At 68.6% G+C, this 16,471-nt stretch carries 13 protein-coding genes; 10 read left to right on the forward strand and 3 right to left on the reverse strand.

All coding sequences use genetic code 11. The features are described 5' to 3' along the window. Nucleotides 1–119 precede the first annotated feature (119 nt). From K244_RS0117000 to K244_RS0117025, 5 genes are all read left to right on the forward strand, one after another. Nucleotides 120–1,172 carry an acyltransferase family protein gene (locus K244_RS0117000; RefSeq protein ID WP_020187491.1) on the forward strand — a complete coding sequence of 351 codons (1,053 nt, stop codon included), beginning with the start codon at nt 120–122 and terminating at the stop codon, nt 1,170–1,172. Between the two features lie 150 nt (nt 1,173–1,322). Then, nucleotides 1,323–1,733 carry a cytochrome c gene (locus K244_RS0117005; RefSeq protein ID WP_020187492.1) on the forward strand — a complete coding sequence of 137 codons (411 nt, stop codon included), beginning with the start codon at nt 1,323–1,325 and terminating at the stop codon, nt 1,731–1,733. Nucleotides 1,734–1,934: 201 nt separating this feature from the next. Beyond that, the gene (polA, locus tag K244_RS0117010) at nt 1,935–4,955 is read left to right on the forward strand and encodes a DNA polymerase I (RefSeq protein WP_020187493.1); all 3,021 of its coding nucleotides are present in this window, start codon (nt 1,935–1,937) and stop codon (nt 4,953–4,955) included. Nucleotides 4,956–5,208: 253 nt separating this feature from the next. Beyond that, nucleotides 5,209–5,430: a type II toxin-antitoxin system HicB family antitoxin gene (locus K244_RS0117020; protein ID WP_020187495.1), complete on the forward strand. Its 222-nt coding sequence runs from the start codon at nt 5,209–5,211 to the stop codon at nt 5,428–5,430. A gap of 108 nt (nt 5,431–5,538) precedes the next feature. Then, on the forward strand, nt 5,539–6,651 hold the full coding sequence (locus K244_RS0117025) for an asparaginase (protein ID WP_020187496.1): 1,113 nt from the start codon (nt 5,539–5,541) through the stop codon (nt 6,649–6,651). 797 nt (nt 6,652–7,448) lie between these two features. Here K244_RS0117025 and K244_RS0117030 read toward each other — a convergent pair. Continuing rightward, a complete protein-coding gene (locus K244_RS0117030) occupies nt 7,449–8,729 on the reverse strand; it encodes a glycosyltransferase family 39 protein (RefSeq protein WP_020187497.1) in 1,281 nt (426 codons plus the stop codon). Nucleotides 8,730–8,945: 216 nt separating this feature from the next. Here K244_RS0117030 and K244_RS22815 point away from each other — a divergent pair, with 216 nt between their 5' ends. The 5 genes from K244_RS22815 (at nt 8,946) to K244_RS0117055 (ending at nt 13,939) form a co-directional block, all read left to right on the forward strand. Next, the gene (locus tag K244_RS22815; RefSeq protein WP_020187498.1) at nt 8,946–10,058 is read left to right on the forward strand and encodes a calcium-binding protein; all 1,113 of its coding nucleotides are present in this window, start codon (nt 8,946–8,948) and stop codon (nt 10,056–10,058) included. A 54-nt stretch (nt 10,059–10,112) separates the two neighbouring features. Continuing rightward, a complete protein-coding gene (locus K244_RS0117040; RefSeq protein WP_155931786.1) occupies nt 10,113–10,805 on the forward strand; it encodes a lytic transglycosylase domain-containing protein in 693 nt (230 codons plus the stop codon). A gap of 157 nt (nt 10,806–10,962) precedes the next feature. After that, the gene (locus K244_RS0117045) at nt 10,963–12,465 is read left to right on the forward strand and encodes a CHASE3 domain-containing protein (RefSeq protein ID WP_036306978.1); all 1,503 of its coding nucleotides are present in this window, start codon (nt 10,963–10,965) and stop codon (nt 12,463–12,465) included. Next, on the forward strand, nt 12,462–12,890 hold the full coding sequence (locus K244_RS0117050) for a response regulator (RefSeq protein WP_020187501.1): 429 nt from the start codon (nt 12,462–12,464) through the stop codon (nt 12,888–12,890). Before K244_RS0117045 ends, K244_RS0117050 begins: the two co-directional genes overlap by 4 nt. Further along, nucleotides 12,887–13,939, forward strand: coding sequence for a histidine kinase dimerization/phosphoacceptor domain -containing protein (locus K244_RS0117055; RefSeq protein WP_020187502.1), 1,053 nt, complete (start codon nt 12,887–12,889; stop codon nt 13,937–13,939). The genes K244_RS0117050 and K244_RS0117055 overlap by 4 nt, the downstream gene beginning before the upstream one ends. A 6-nt stretch (nt 13,940–13,945) precedes the next feature. Here the strand turns inward: K244_RS0117055 and yihA are convergent, their stop codons facing one another. Beyond that, entirely contained in the window at nt 13,946–14,593 is a 648-nt protein-coding gene (yihA, locus tag K244_RS0117060; RefSeq protein WP_020187503.1) for a ribosome biogenesis GTP-binding protein YihA/YsxC, read from the reverse strand. Between the two features lie 26 nt (nt 14,594–14,619). After that, complete coding sequence (gene yidC / locus K244_RS0117065; protein ID WP_020187504.1) at nt 14,620–16,464, reverse strand: membrane protein insertase YidC; 1,845 nt, start codon at nt 16,462–16,464, stop codon at nt 14,620–14,622. Nucleotides 16,465–16,471 lie beyond the last annotated feature (7 nt).

The following is a 16,471-nucleotide window of genomic DNA, read 5'->3' on the forward strand; positions in this document are numbered from 1 at the left end:
GTTAACGACGGGTTACGGGAACGCCTCGGTTTGGATGCGTTCCCGTTCACGGATCCTCAGATGTTCTGCGTCATGATGCTGCGCGGCGGGCCCGGAGGAGGGCCCCGTGAGGATCGGTCATGAGCGGAACAGGGATCGGGGCTGGAGGCGGCGCGCCGCGGGTCGACTGGGTCGACGTCGCGAAGGGCGTCTGCATCGTCCTCGTGGTGATGATGCACTCGACGCTCGGCGTGGAGAAGGCGGCCGGCGAGGTCGGCTGGATGCACCACGTGGTGGCTTTCGCCCGCCCCTTCCGCATGCCGGACTTCTTCCTCATCTCCGGCCTGTTCCTCGCCGTGGTGATCGACCGGGACTGGCGCACCTACATCGACCGCAAGGTCGTGCATTTCGCCTATTTCTACCTGCTCTGGCTGCTGATCCAGGGCGCGGTGAAATGGCCGGGGCTGGCGCTGAGCGACGGCCTCGGCGCCGTCGCGCACCAGTTCGCCTTGTCGCTCGTCGACCCCTTCGGCACGCTGTGGTTCATCTACCTGCTGCCGATCTTCTTCGTCTTCGCCAAGCTGGTCCGCCGGGTTCCGCCGCTGCTGGTCCTCGCCTTCGCCGCCCTGCTCGAAAGCCTGCGGGTGCACACCGGCTGGACCGTGCCGGACGAGTTCTGCGCCCGGCTGTTCTACGTGATGCTCGGCTGGTACGCCGCGCCCCTGATCTTCCGTTTCGCGGAGTTCGCCCGGACGCGCCGGGGGCTCGCCACGGGCGGCCTCCTGGCGTGGGCGCTGGCGAACGGCGCCGCGGTGCAGGGCGGCGTCTCTGAGTGGATCGGCGTCAGTCTGGCGCTCGGCGTCGCGGGCGCTTTCGCGATCATCACGGTGGCCGCGCTCGTCGCGGGGACCGCCGCCGGCGAGCCGCTGCGCTACGCCGGCGAGCGCTCGATCGTCATCTACCTCGCGTTCTTCCTGCCGATGGCGGCGACCCGCATGATCCTGCTGAAGCTCGGCGTCATTCCGGACATCGGGACGATCTCGGCGATCGTCACCGCCGCCGGGGTCATCCTTCCGCTCGTCCTGGAATGGGTCGTCATGCGCACGGGATGGGGGACGTTCCTGTTCGTCCGGCCCAAGGCGTTCTGGATCGATCGCAGGCGGCGCCCGGGCGTGGCGCCGGCCGCGGCCTGAGCCGGCAAAGCGCGGCCGAGCCCCCGCGTCGCTACGTCACATTAAGTTAAGAATAAAGTATAAGAGCCGGGGCCTGCAGGCGAACTCCAATCGTTCTATAACGCCTCCATAACGCCGCCGCGAAGGCGCTATGTCCAAGGAGTTAGCCGTATGACCTTCCGTCGTCCGATCGCTCGTGTCTTTGCATACGCGACCGTCGCCGCCGGCCTCGCCCTCGCCGCTGGAGCGGCTGCGGCTGACGAAGGCCCGTTCACGCAGGACCAGCTCACCAAGGGCAAGTCCGAGTACAACACCCATTGCCGCACCTGCCACGCCAAGGACGGCAACGGCGCCCTCGGGCCCGAGCTGCACGGCGACACCTTCAAGGGCCGCTTCGGCGGCCAGACGGCGGCGGACGTCCGCACCTGGGTCTACGAGAACATGCCGCAGACGGCGCCGAAGTCGCTCAAGGACGAGCAGCTCGACCCGCTGATGGCCTATATCCTTTCGCTCAATGGCTACACGGCGGGCTCGACCGCGTTCTCCGCCCAGTCGGGCGCGACGCTCAAGATCCCGGAGTGATCCGGACGCCTTGACGTTCGTCGCGCCGGCCTCGCCCGGCGTGGATTTTGAGAACCTCGTCGCCTCCGGGCGGCGGGGTTTTTTGCGGCTCGCGTCGGGAGTGCGCTTAAGCCCGTGAGGCGCGCTCCCCGCCGTTTCGGGTTCCCTTCGCCCTCTCGACGCTTATAGTCCCGGCCGAACCTCGACCGGGACTTCCGCCGCATGCCAAGCCGTCCTGTCGCCAAAGGCGATCACGTCGTCCTCGTGGACGGCTCGTCCTACATCTTCCGGGCGTTCCACGCGCTGCCGCCGCTGACGCGCCCCTCCGACGGGCTGCCGGTCGGCGCGGTCTCCGGCTTCTGCAACATGCTGTGGAAGCTGCTGCGCGACGCCGGCTGGGTCGATCCCACTCATCTCGCGGTGATCTTCGACAAGTCCGAGACCACCTTCCGCAAGGAGGTCTACGCCGACTACAAGGCCAACCGCTCCGAGCCGCCGGACGACCTGATCCCGCAGTTCCCGCTGATCCGGAACGCGACCCGGGCGTTCTCGATCCCGGCGCTGGAGCAGGGCGGGTACGAGGCGGACGACCTGATCGCGACCTACGCGCGGCTCGCCTCCGAGGCCGGCGCGGAGACGACCATCGTCGGCTCCGACAAGGACCTGTTCCAGCTCATCGGCGGCGGCGTGACCATGCTCGACCCGATGAAGGACAAGCGCATCGGGCCGGACGAGGTGTTCGAGAAGTTCGGCGTGGGACCGGAGAAGATGATCGACCTGCAGGCGCTGGCCGGCGACAGCGTCGACAACGTGCCGGGCGTGCCGGGCATCGGCGCCAAGACCGCGGCGCAACTGCTGGAGGAGTACGGCGACCTCGAGACGCTGCTGGAGCGCGCCCACGAGATCAAGCAGCCCAAGCGCCGCGAGAGTCTGATCGCGAACGCCGAGCTCGCGCGGATCTCCAAGCGCCTGGTGACGCTCGACCAGCATATGACGCTGGACGTGCCGCTGGCCGACCTCGCGGTCGAGGACCCCAACCCGACGCGGCTTGTCGCCTTCCTCAAGGCGATGGAGTTCAACACCCTCACCCGCCGCGTGGCGGAGGCGACCGGCGTCGACATCGCGACCGTGACGCCCGACGCCGAGATGATGTCGGCCAAGCGGACCACCAGCTCTTCCCCCTCCACCCCGCGGGGAGGGGCCGGGAGTGGTTCCGAAGAGGACGCCGCCCTGGACGCAGCCCTCGACGCAGCGCAGGTGGACATCGACGCGCTCGATTCTGCGCCGCCCCCCGCCTCGACCCTCTCCCGCAAAGGGGGTGGGGGCGAGGGCGCGACCCCGCAAGCGCTCGCCGAAAAGCTGCGGGCCGAGGCGGCCGCGGCTCCGGTCGATCGCTCGACCTACGAGGTGGTGCGCAGCCCGGCAGGCCTCGCGGAGTGGATCGCGGCGGCCCGGGAACAGGGTCACGTCGCCTTCGGCTTCGAGACCACCTCGATCGACCCCATGCGCGCCGAGATCGTCGGCGTGGCGCTGGCCGTCGCGCCGGGGGTCGCGGGCTACGTGCCCCTCGGCCATCTCTCCGCGGGCGGCGACCTGCTGTCGGAGGGCGGCGCGGGACCGGTGGAGGGGCAGATCCCGACGGCCGAGGCGCTGACGCTGCTGAGCGACCTTCTGGCTGACGACTCCATCCTCAAGATCGGCCACAACCTGAAGCAGGCGCTGACGCTGCTGGCCGAGCGCGGCCATCGCGCGGCTCCTTATGACGACGTGCTGCTGATGTCCTACGTGCTGGACAGCGGGTTGGGCGGCCAAGGACTCGACGAACTCGCCCGCCGGCACCTCGGCCACGCGCTGATCACGGCCGACGAGGTGACGGGGACGGGCCGCGGGCGGCTGCCTCTGGAACAGGCCGCGATCGACAAGGTCGCCCCCTATGCGGCCGAGCGCGCGGACGTCGCGCTGCGGCTGTGGCGGCTGTTCAAGCAACGCCTCGTCGCCGAGCGCATGACCACGGTCTACGAGACGCTGGAGCGGCCGATGCCCGCGACGCTCTCGATCATGGAGCGGCGCGGAATCGCGATCGACCGGGCCATGCTCTCGCGGCTGTCCGGCGAGCTTGCCCAGCGCATGGGGGCGCTCGAGGCCGACATCCACGCGCTGGCCGGCGAGCCGTTCAACCTTGGGAGCCCGAAGCAGCTCGGCGACATCCTGTTCGGCAAGATGGGCCTGCCCGGCGCGAAGAAGACCAAGACCGGGGCCTGGGGCACGGCGGCCAACGTGCTGGAGGAGCTTGCGGCCGGCGGCCACGACCTGCCGCGCCGGATTCTCGACTGGCGCCAGCTGTCGAAGCTCAAGTCCACCTACGCCGACGCGCTGCCGACCTACCTGCATCCGGAGACGCGCCGGGTGCACACCAACTTCCAGCTCGCGGCGACCACGACGGGCCGGTTGTCCTCGACCGAACCGAACATCCAGAACATCCCGATCCGCACCGAGGAGGGGCGAAAGATCCGCCGCGCCTTCGTGGCGGAGGAGGGGACCAAGCTGATCTCGGCGGACTACAGCCAGATCGAGCTGCGCGTGCTCGCCCACATGGCCGACATCCCGCAGCTGCGCCAGGCTTTTGCGGACGGGCTGGACATTCACGCCATGACGGCCTCCGAGATGTTCGGCGTGCCGGTGGAGGGCATGCCCTCCGACGTGCGCCGGCGGGCGAAGGCGATCAACTTCGGCATCATCTACGGCATCTCGGCCTTCGGCCTCGCGAACCAGCTCTCGATCGGGCGCGAGGAGGCGGGGCTCTACATCAAGACCTACTTCGAACGCTTCCCCGGCATCCGCGACTACATGGAGGCGACCAAGGCGGCGGCGCGGGCGGACGGCTTCGTCACCACCATCTTCGGCCGCAAGTGCCACTACCCGCTGATCAACGCCAAGAACCCGGCGGAGCGCGCGAACTACGAGCGCGCGGCGATCAACGCTCCGATCCAGGGCTCCGCCGCCGACATCATCCGCCGCGCCATGGTCCGCATGGAGGCCACGCTGGCGGACGCGGGCCTCAGCGCGAAGATGCTGCTGCAGGTGCACGACGAGCTGGTGTTCGAGGTCCCCGACGCCGAGATCGAGGCGACCGTCCCCGTAGTCGTGCGCGTGATGGAGCAGGCCCCCCTGCCGGCGCTGTCGCTCAGCGTGCCCCTCAAGGTCGACGCGCGGGCGGCGACGAACTGGGACGAGGCGCACTGAGGGGGCGAGATGTGTCGGCGGAACTTCTCGACCGGATGCGGCGAAACCCGCAAGGCGACTGGCTGATCCGGGATGTCGAAACGGTTTGCAGGCAGCACGGCGTTCGTTGCCAGCCGCCTCGGGCGGGAGGATCGCATTACAAGGTGTCCCACCCGGCGGTCTCCGAGATCCTCACGGTTCCCTTCAAACGACCGATCAAGCCGGTGTATGTTCGGAAACTGGTCGCGCTCATCGACGCCGTGAGGTCCTCGCTATGACCCGTCTCGAGTACCCGATCGCCATCGAGCCACTGTCCGAGGAAGACGGCGGCGGCTTTGCGGCGATCGTTCCGGACCTGCCGGGCTGCATGAGCGACGGTGAGACGCCGGAGGCCGCGCTCGCCAATGTGCGGGACGCCATCGCGGCGTGGATCGAGGAGGCGCGGGAGCTCGACCGCGCGATCCCGGAGCCGTCGCGGCACCTCGCGCTCGTCTGAGGGCCGAACGGCCCCATTATCAGCCTAAAGTCTGGTCTCCGCGGCTTCGGGACCTAAACCTTGTAAGGGCGCGAAAGGGTCGCGGCCGACATTAGGGGAGCCGTGTCCATGACCGTCGCCATTGTCCGTTCCACAACCGCCGGCCTTGCGGCCGCAGCGCTCCTCGGCCTCGGGCTGAGCGCTCCGGCGGCCGCGCAGGACGCAGCAGCGCCTGCGGCGCAGACGCAGGCCGCGGCGAAGCCGCGCATCGTCATCATCGGCACCGGCGGCACCATCGCCGGCGCAGGCGCGTCGAGCGTCAACACGGGCGACTACGACAGCGCCAAGGTCGCGGTCGACAAGATCATCGCGGCGGTGCCGGAGATCAAACAGGTCGCTGACGTCAAGGGCGAGCAGATCTTCCAGATCGGCTCCGAGAGCTTCAACGACGAACGCCTGCTGAAGCTCGCCAAGCGCGTGTCGGAACTCGCAAAGCAGCCGGACGTCGATGCGGTGATGATCACCCACGGCACGGACACGATCGAGGAGACCGCCTACTTCCTCAACCTGACGCTGAAGACCGAGAAGCCGGTGGTGGTGATCGGCGCGATGCGCCCGGGCACGGCGCTGTCGGCCGACGGGCCGCTGAACCTCTACAACGCGGCGGTGGTGGCCGCGAGCCCGGAGGCGAAGGGCAAAGGGGTGCTGGTCGTGATGAACGACGAGATCCATTCGGCGCGCGACGTGACCAAGTCGAACGCGCTTAAGGTTGAGACCTTCGAGTCGCTCTACGGCCCCCTCGGCGTGGTGGTGGAGAGCAAGCCCTACTTCTACCGCCTGCCCGCCCGGCCGCACACGACGGCGACCGAGTTCGACATCGACGGGATCGACAGCCTGCCGAAGGTCGACGTGTTCTACGCCCACGTCAGCATGGACCCGAAGGCGCTCGGCGCGCTTGCGGGCCTCGGCGGCAAGGCGCTGATTTACGCGGGCACCGGCAACGGCAGCGTGGCGGATTACATGGAGGCGCCGCTGACCGAGGTGCGGAAGTCCGCGCTGGTGGTGCGCGCGACGCGCACGGGCTCCGGGATGGTGGTTCGAAACGGCGAGGAGAGGGACGACGAGCAGGATTGGGTCACGGCCGCGGACCAGTCGCCCCAGAAAGCGCGTCTTCTCACGTCGCTGGCGCTGACGAAGACCAGCGACCCGAAGGTGCTGCAGGAGATGTTCTGGAAATACTGAGCGTCAGCCCCGCGCCGCTTCATCTGGCGCGGGAGGGCCGCCTCCCGCGGCACGACATTCACGATAAGGATCGATGCGCCGCACAGGCTGCCCGCCGTGCGGCGCAGGCGTGAAGGGCTCGTCGCTATTCGAAGATGCGCGGATGAGGAGCTTAGGCAGCCATCGCGATGCAACGCGGGAGGGCGCGAAAGCCCTCAGCGCCGGTGGTCGCGCCGCGCCTTCACACGCACGGGGACCGGCTGCGGGCGGGACGCGGCGAGAGCCGCCCACCCAAAGCCGCCGCTGACAGCGGCGAGAGCGACATACGCAAATAGTTCGATACTCGTCACGGCGATCGCTCCTCAAGGGCGGTTCAGCGTGGATCGTCCTGTCTGTGCACCAATGTAGGACCACGCCCTTAAAATTCCAAACGGTTCCGGGAGAGATCGTGGACGAGGCATGAACCTCGAGGGCCAAACGCCCGCGGCCGCCGGAGGCAAGCTCCAGCGGCCGCGACGTGTTCACCGATCGGAGCGTTCAGACGCGTCGCCCGGGCGAGCGCCCGCGCGCTCGCTACGACCAAGCTCTTCGAGCAGACGCTCAATGCGTCCATCGAGCGGCGTACGGACAAGAGTCCTGTAGCTCGCCTTTAATTCTTGGCCGATCGCATCTTGAACGTCCCGATTCAAGGCTAGGCTCGAAGGATCGGTAGCGTTCATCTCCGGCTCCGTAGATTTGTGTTTCAAGGAGCTATTGGAAAGACAACGCGCCTTCCATGAGATCGTTTCGCTGTGCGGTCGATTTCGCTCGCCCTCGGGTCAAGCCCCCTTGGTGATCGCCACGACTCCGAAGGCCGCGACGTTGAGGGCGATGGCGTAGGTGGTCAGCAGCTTGAACGGCTTCAGCCGCTCGGCGACCTTCGCCGGATCGCCGGTGAAGGCGCCTGCGAGGAGGAGGACGTAGAGCGCCGGCAGCCAGTCGAGCGCGTAGCGCTGCACGTTGTGCTGGGAGAAGCCGTTGGAGTGGTAGAACAGGGTGATCCCGCACACCATCGCCGCCACGAGCAGCCCCACCAGCAGCTTGGCGTCGGCGCGGGCGTAGAGCAGGTAGAGCACGAAGGGGCTCGCGGCCAGCAGCGAGGTCCCCATCTGGTCCATCTTCACGATGTCGGTCATGTACTTGCCGCCGAACTCCATGTGGAAGCCCTGCAGGAACATGTGCGCGACGTTGAAGACGAGGTAGTCCTTGGAAAACAAGCCAATGTCGAGGATGCGCCAGGTGATGAAGTTGCGGTCGGCCTCGTTCGGGTAGAAGGCGATGTACTGGTAGCCGGTCTCGAGCGGCGCGCCGAAGCGGACCCAATTGTAGAGGCAGTAGATCCCGATCGCCGCGAGCACGGGAAGGCCGAGGCGAAGCGCGTCGGCGATGGTGGCGCGGTCGAAGGCGATCAGCTTCGCGCCCTTCGGCCGGGACAGCGCGAACAGGAACGGCGCCAGGAACAGCGCCATCTGGCGCGACAGGAAGGCGAGGCCGATCAGCGCCCCCGCGAGCGCGATCCGGCGGTCGAGCGCGGCGAGGATCGACAGGCTGACCAGCGTCAGCGCGACCGCCTGGGCGAAGAACCACACCGCGTCGCCGCGCAGCGCGACGTAGATCGCGGGAGTGCCGAACACGAAGGCGAGGGTGGCCCAGGCCCGCGCCTCGGTGGTCAGCCCCAGCCGGCCGGCGATCGACCACCAGCTCCAGCCGGTGACGGCGCAGAGCAGCGTCGAGATCACCACGAAGCCGGAGGCGTTCGGGCCGAACACGGCGACGAGCGGCGCCGCGACGAGCGCAGGGACCGGCGGGAAGATGACGTAGATGCGGTCCATGAAGACGGCGCAGTCGCTGTCGAAGCAGGACGGGCTGAAGAACCGGCCGTGGAGATAGGCGTGGGCCAGCAGCGCGTAGGAGTTCGATCCGCCGGTCTCGCGCAGCGCGCGGTAGGCCAGGGCGAAGACCAGCGCGAAGGCGAGCGCGCCCGCGACCGCGGTCACGACCGTCCAGCGATCGAACCGACGGCGTTCGGCCGCGATCTGCGCGGCGTCGGTTGCGGTCATGGCGTCAGCGCTCCCTCAGTCTCGGACGGTCGCAGGGTGCCATGGACTGTTGTGCGAAAGGTCAATGGACACGCTTAACGAGTTCGACCTTCGCGGCCGCAATCTCGCCATGGTTTGGGCGAGAAGGCGGGGCACGGTTGCGGTGGGGCGATACCTTTCCGTTTGGAGCGATCGCGGCGCCTCGAACGCAGCCGCGACGATGGGAGTGACGACGCAATGGCCATCGCAACAGTGACGAACGATGCGATCGACGATCTGCGCTTCGTGCAGATGTTCGATCCGAACGCGGCCTTCGATTTCGGAACCTCGACCGAAGTGTCGCTCGTCAGCGACGACGGATACCAGCTGGTGCTTCAGGGGACCGGCTTCGAGTTCAACCGCTTCGACGAGCCGACCGACGGCACGATCACCGACATCTTCCTCTACGACCCATCGGGCGATCTCGTCGGCCGGTTCGATCAGGTGTCCTATTCGCTCGAAGAGTATTACGACCGCGTGGCGGTCGACGGGCGCCCCTCCGGCTTCGTCGCGGACCTGCTGTCGGGCGCGGACTCCGCGACCGGCGGGTCCAGCGACGACTACCTCGAGGGCTACGGCGGGAACGACACGATCGCAGGTCTCGGCGGCGACGACATCCTCGACGGCGGAACCGGCAACGACCGCCTCGACGGCGGCTCGGGGAACGACCAGCTCTACGGCTATGACGGAACCGACGTTCTCGTCGGCGGGACCGGGGACGACGAGCTCTATGGCGAGCGCGGCAATGACCGGCTCGTCGGGCAGGACGGCGCGGACGAGCTCTATGGCGGCGACGGCGCCGACACCCTCGACGGCGGGGCCGGGAACGACCGGCTGGAAGGCGGAAACGACGCCGATCGGTTGGTGGGCGGCGTTGGAAACGACACGGTCGGCGGCGGCTCCGGCAACGACGTGCTGTTCGGCCAGGACGGCGTGGACCGCCTGTACGGCGACAGCGGCGCGGACTTCCTGGTCGGCGGCGTCGGCGCGGACCGGCTCACGGGCGGCTCGGGCGACGACACCTTCCGCTACGACTCGATCGCCGACCGCGGCGACGTGATCTTCGATTTCACCCGCGGCGAGGATCAGCTCGAGTTCAAGGCGTCGGGCTTCAGCGGGCTGACGGCGGACTTCGGACTCGTGGTCAACGCCGATCCCGACGCCGCCGGATCGGTCGGGAGCTTCCTGTTCGACACCGATTCCCACAAGCTCTACTACGACCGGGACGGCGGCGGATCGGCCGGCTCGCTCTACATCGCGACGCTGGACGGGGTCAGCACGCTGTCCCGCAGCGACTTCGACATCGTCTGAGGTGCGCGGGACCCCGACCGTCGATCGACGAGGCGCCGCGGCGCCTCGTTTCTCATGAGGACGTCCGTGCCGCGCGTGCCGATGGGTCTGGTTCCGATCGCTCTGGGCGCGGCGCTCGCCGCCGGCTCGCCGGCCATGGCCGAGGCCCCGCCTCGCGGAAGCGCCGCGATCGAGGCCCCCGCGCCGGCGGAGCAGACGCTCCGAGGGCTGATCCGCGAGGCCGCGGCTGCGAACGGCGTGCCGTCGGAGCTGGCGGAGGCGGTGGCCGAGGTCGAAAGCGGGTTCAATCCGAAGGCCGTCGGCGGCGTCGGCGAAATCGGGCTGATGCAGGTGCTGCCCTCGACCGCGCGGATGCTCGGCTTTCGCGCGGCGTTGCCGGAGCTGTTTGATCCAGAAACCAACGTCCGCTACGGCGTGCGTTATCTTGGAGAGGCCTGGCGGAAAACCGGCAACGACATTTGCGGGACCGTCATGAAGTACCGCGCCGGCCATGGCGAAACGCGGTTCTCGCACCTGTCCGTGGCGTACTGCATACGGGTGCGCGCGATCCTCGCGGCCCGCGGCTTCGCCGTCACGGGCGTGGTGCCTGTCGCGACCTTCGGCGCGACGGCGGGCGCGTCCTCGGCCGGCGTGCGGCGGCTCGCCAACGGACGGGTCCGGATGCGCTTCAACTGGCGCACGGTCGACAGCCGGCGGAAGGCGCTCGACCGCGCCGGGAGCGCGAGCCTGGGACTGATTGCGCGATGAACGCACCCCTCAGCCGAAAAAAGGCCCAGACGGCCTCCGGCGGTCTGGACGTCACGCGCTGTGCAAGGCATGTGACGTCGGGGCAATGAACGCGACGTCGACGGCGAGCCGGTCCGATGCGCGTGAAATGACGCGGGGACCGCGTCCCAAGGCGAACATGGCGACTGCGCATTCGGGCGCTCTGACCGGCCGCAAGGAGGTCCTCCTCCTGCTCCTTGGCTTCGCGGCTCTCGTCGCCGTGGGCGGGTCCTCGATCTGGCTCGCCCAACGAAACGCAGCTTTCACCGATCAGATCGCGCAGACGCTCGAGTTCCGCTCCGAGGTCCGCCGCATGCTGGTGCTCGCCCAGAACGCGGAGACCGGCCAGCGCGGCTATCTGCTGACGGACGACGTCGCCTACCTCGCGCCCTACGAGGCGGCGCTCGCGGATCGCGCCAAGCGGACCGAACGGCTTCTGGCGCTCGCCGGCCCGGCCAAGGGCGTGCAACGCGAGCGTGCGGACGCCTTGCTGAAGGCCATTACGGCGAAGCTCGATGAGCTCGCGGAAACGGTGGCGCTTCAGCGGCAGGGGCGGCGGGATGAGGCGCTGGCGCTCGTGAAGACCGACCGCGGCCGCGAGGCGATGATCGCCGTGCGCCGGATCGCGGATGAGATGGTCGCGCACGAGGACGCGCAGTTCGCCGAGCGCTCCGCCGCGTCCGAACTGAGCGCCCGGTGGCAGCTCGCGGTGGTGCTGCTCGGCCTTCTGCTCGCGGCGGGCCTCGCCTACGGCGCCCAGCTGCTGGTGCGCCGGCAGGCCAAGGAGATCACGGCCGCGCAGGCCGAGCTCAAGGCGGCCAACGAAGGGCTCGAGGCGGCGGTCGTCGAACGCACGTCCGAGCTCGTCAGCGCCAACCAGGAAATCCAGCGCTTCGCCTACATCGTGAGCCACGACCTGCGCGCGCCGCTTGTGAACGTGATGGGCTTCACCAGCGAGCTGGACGCGGCCCGCAAGCAGCTCAAGGAGCAGTTCGACGCGATCGCGGAGGGCGCGCCCGAACTGCTGAGGCCGGACGCCAGGCTCGCGGTGGAGGAGGACCTGCCGGAGGCGATCGGCTTCATCCGCACCTCGACGTCCAAGATGGACCGGCTGATCAACGCCATCCTCAAGCTGTCGCGCGAGGGACGCCGCGTGGTCACGCCGGAGACGATCTCCATCGCCGACATGGTGACGGCCATCGCCTCGACGATGCACCAGCAGACCGCCGCGGCGAACGCCGAGATCGTGGCCGCCGCCGGCCTGCCGGTTCTCGTGTCGGATCGGCTTGCCGTCGAGCAGATCATGCAGAACCTGATCGAAAACGCGGTAAAGTACCTCGATCGTTCGCGCCCGGGCCGCATCGTGGTCTCGGGCCGGCGCCGGGGGGCGTTTGTGGACTTTTCGATCGAGGACAACGGGCGCGGCATCGACGCCAAGGACCATGAGCGCGTGTTCGAGCTGTTCCGCCGCGCGGGGGCCCAGGACCAGCCGGGCGAAGGGCTCGGCCTCGCCTTCGTGCGCGCCACGGTGCGCCGCCTCGGCGGCTCGATCCGTCTGGACTCCGAGCCGGGCCGCGGCTCGACCTTCCATCTGACCTTCCCGGCCGTCTATCGGCCCCAGTCTGAAAGCCAGGCAGCATGAACACGCAGCGCCCCGTGACCATCGTGATGATCGAGGATGACGGGGGTCACGCCCGGCTGATCGAGAAGAACGTCCGCCGCGCGGGCGTGAACAACGAGATTCGCCACTTCGCCGACGGCACCTCGGCGCTCGCCTTCCTGCAGTCGCAGGAGGCCGCCGCCAACGGGCCGATGCTGATCCTGCTCGATCTCAACCTCCCGGACATGACCGGGATCGACATCCTGACCGTGCTGAAGGCCCACGACCGGCTGAAGCGCGCGCCGGTGATCGTGCTCACCACGACGGACGACAAGGTCGAGATCCAGCGCTGCTACGACCTCGGCTGCAACGTCTACATCACCAAGCCGGTCGACTACGAGACCTTCGCCACGGCGATCCGCCAGCTCGGCCTGTTCCTCTCCGTGATGCAGGTTCCCGACGCATGAGCCCAGACAGCGCGTCCCGTCCGGGGGCGCGGCGCATCCTCTACATCGAGGACGACGCGGGGCTCGCCCGTCTCGTCAGCCGCGACCTCGCGCGCGCCGGCTACGAGGTCCGGGCCGTCGCGACCTGCGCGGAAGGGCTGACGCTGCTGACGGCCGAGCGGTTCGACGTGATCGCTCTCGACCATTTCCTCGCCGGCGAGACGGGGCTCGACCTTCTGCCCGCCATCAAGACGCTGCCGGACTCGCCGCCGGTGATCTACGTGACCGGCACGGACGAGGGCCGAGTCGCGATCGCCGCGCTGAAGGCCGGTGCGGTCGACTACGTCATCAAGGACGTCGGCGGCGAGTTCCTGGACCTGCTGCGCGCCTCGATCGCCCAGGCGATCGAACAGGTCGAGATGCGGCGCCTGAAGGAAGCGGCGGAACGGGCGGTCATCGAGGCCCGCGACCGCGCCGAGACGCTGCTGCGCGAGGTCAATCACCGCGTCGGCAACAGCCTGCAACTGGTCTCCGCCTTCGTGCATCTGCAGGCGGGCTCGATCCCGGACGGGCCGGCGCGCGACATGATGCGCGAAACCGAGGCGCGGATCATGGCGATCGCCCAGATCCACCGGCGGCTCTACACCTCCGACGACGTACGGGTCGTCAACATGTCGGACTACCTCGTAGGGCTCGCGGAGGAGCTCGCCAGCACGCTGCGGACGGTCGAGCGGCCGCACCGCATCTCGCTCGCGGTCGCGCCGGTGAAGGTCGCGACAGACCGCGCGGTTTCGCTCGGCGTCATCGTCACGGAACTCGTCACCAACGCGTTCAAATACGCCTACGCGCCGGGCGAGGAGGGCGAGGTGCGCGTGCAGCTCCTCCAGGATGGCGCGATGCTGACGCTGGTGGTCGAGGACGACGGCGTCGGCATGAGCGAGGACGCCGCGCCCCGCGGCACCGGCCTCGGCCAGAAGATCATTCGGACCATGGCGCAGGGCATCCAGTCCCGCCTGGAGCGCGACGCCGCCCACAAGGGCACGCGCGTGATGCTCGCGTTTCCAGCCTGAGGCGGTTCAGCGGCGTTCCGAGATCAGCCGGGCCATGGTGGCGCGGGTCTCCGCGAGGCCGAGGCCTTCGCGGCTCGAGGTGACCAGGATCTCGGGATAGGCCGCCGGCCGGCGCTTGAGCGCGTCGAGCGTCTCCGCCATGCGCGCCTCGCGCTCGCCGAGCTTCACCTGGTCGAGCTTGGTCAGCACGATCTGGTAGGAGGTCGCGCTTTGGTCGAGCAGGTCGAGCACGTCGCCGTCAACCGTCTTCAGCCCATGGCGGCCGTCGATCAGCAGCAGAACCCGAGCGAGGCTCGCGCGGCCGCGCAGGTAGGACTTCACCAGGCCGGTCCACTTCCGCACCTGATCGACCGGCGCCTGGGCGTAGCCGTAGCCCGGCATGTCGACGAGGTAGGCCTGGCCGCCGAGGTCGAAGTAGTTGAGCTGCTGGGTGCGGCCGGGGGTGTTCGAGGTCTTCGCCAGCGTCTTGCGGCCGGTGAGCGCGTTGACAAGGCTCGACTTGCCGACGTTGGACCGCCCGGCGAGGGCGATCTCGGGCCGGTCCATCGCCGGCAGCTGTTCGAGGCGGGCGGCCCCCATCACGAAGTCGCACGGGCCGGCGAACAGCCGCCGGCCGATGTCGAGGAAGGGGTCTTCGGCGGGCTCGTCCGTCATCGGATCCGGGGCGCGGGCGAGGGGCGTCAGCCCTTCGCCGCGTCCGTTGGCTTCTTGCGTTTGAAGGTGTCGAGCACGTTGCCCAGCAGATCGATCTTCACCCCCTGCCGCTTCATGATCAGCGCCTGCTGCACGATCGACAGGAAGTTGTTCCAGCTCCAGTAGATCACCAGACCGGCCGGGAACGAGGCCAGCAGGAAGGTGAAGAACACCGGCATCCAGGTGAACACCATCTGCTGCGCCGGGTCGGCGGGCGCCGGGTTGAGGCGCATCTGCAGGAACATCGTGACGCCCATGATCAGCGGCCAGACGCCGATCATCAGGAAGTGCGGCACGTCGTAGGGGAGCAGGCCGAACAAGTTGAACAGCGACGTCGGATCGGGCGCGGCGAGGTCGTGGATCCAGCCGAAGAACGGCGCGTGCCGCATCTCGATGGTGATGAACAGCACCTTGTAGAGCGCGAAGAAGACGGGGATCTGCACCACCACCGGCAGGCAGCCGGCCAGCGGGTTGATCTTCTCCTTCTTGTAGAGCTCCATCAGCTCCTGCTGCTGCTTGACCTTGTCGTCCTTGAAGCGCTCGCGGATGCGGGCCATCTCGGGCTGCACCAGCTTCATCTTCGACATCGAGACGTAGGACTTGTTCGCCAGCGGGAAGAAGAACAGCTTCAGGATCACCGTGACGATCAGGATCGCGACGCCGAAGTTGCCGACCATCTTGTAGAAGAAGTCGAGCGCATAGAACATCGGCTTGGTGATGAAGTGGAACCAGCCCCAGTCGATCATCAGCTCGAAGCGCTGGATGCCGGGCCGGTCGGCGGTCTGGGCGCCGAGCGCCTTCTGCCACCAGCTCGGGCTGTTCTCGTAGGAGTCGATCACCGACACCTGCTTGGCGCCGGCGAAGAGCTGGCCGGCGACCGCGGCGGTCGCGCCGGGCTGCACCGTCAGGGGATCGAGCAGGTAGTCGGTCTGGTAGGTCTTGCCGCCGTCGGTCGTCGCGGCGAAGCGGGCGTTGTAGGGCTTGTCCTGCGGCGGCACGAGGGCGGCCGCCCAGTACTTGTCGGTGATGCCGAGCCAGCCGCCGGTGGGCCGGAAGGTGCGCGGGCCGTCGTCGGTGATCTTCTTGTAGGCGAGCTCCTGCAGGCCCTGCTCGCCCATGACGCCGATCAGGCCCTCGAACAGCACGTAGTAGCCGGAGACGTGCGGCTCGCCGTGGCGGGAGATCAGCGCGTAGGGATAGAGCGTCGCGGGCTGGCCGCCGGCCGCGTTCGCGACCTCGTCCTTCACCGTGAACAGGTAGTCCTTGTCGACCGAGATGGTGCGGCGGAACGTCAGGCCCTGGCCGTTGTCCCAGGTCAGCACGGCAGGCGTCTGCGAGGTGAGCGGACCCTGGCTCTCGGCCTTCCACTCCGTCTGCGCGTTGGGGAGGGGGATCTGGCCGCCCGGCGCGTTCACGAAGCCGAATTCGGCGTAGTAGGGCTGCGGGCTGCCGATCGGCGCGAACAGCACGATCTCGGGGCTCTTCGGGTCCACCGTCTCGCGGTAGTCCTTGAGCGTCACGTCGTCGACGCGGCCGCCGATCAGCGCGATGGAGCCATGCAGGCGCTCGGCGTCGATCGGGATGCGCGGGCTGTCGCGCAGCGCGCCTTCGCGGGTCTTGGCCGGCGCGTTGAGCGCGGCCTGGCCACCGGGCTGCGGCGCGTTGGCGGCGCCGGGCTGAGCGGCGTCGCTCTTGTCCGCGGTCAACGCCTGCTGGGTCGCCTGCTGCTGGCGCTGAGCGTCGATCTGCGGCTTCGCGAAGAAGAACTGCCAGCCGATGAGAACCAGCGCCGAAAGCGCGATCGCGAGGATTGTGTTGCGGTTGTCCATCATCGTCCGC

It is taken from the genome of Methylopila sp. 73B, assembly GCF_000526315.1.
Taxonomy (GTDB): domain Bacteria; phylum Pseudomonadota; class Alphaproteobacteria; order Rhizobiales; family Methylopilaceae; genus Methylopila.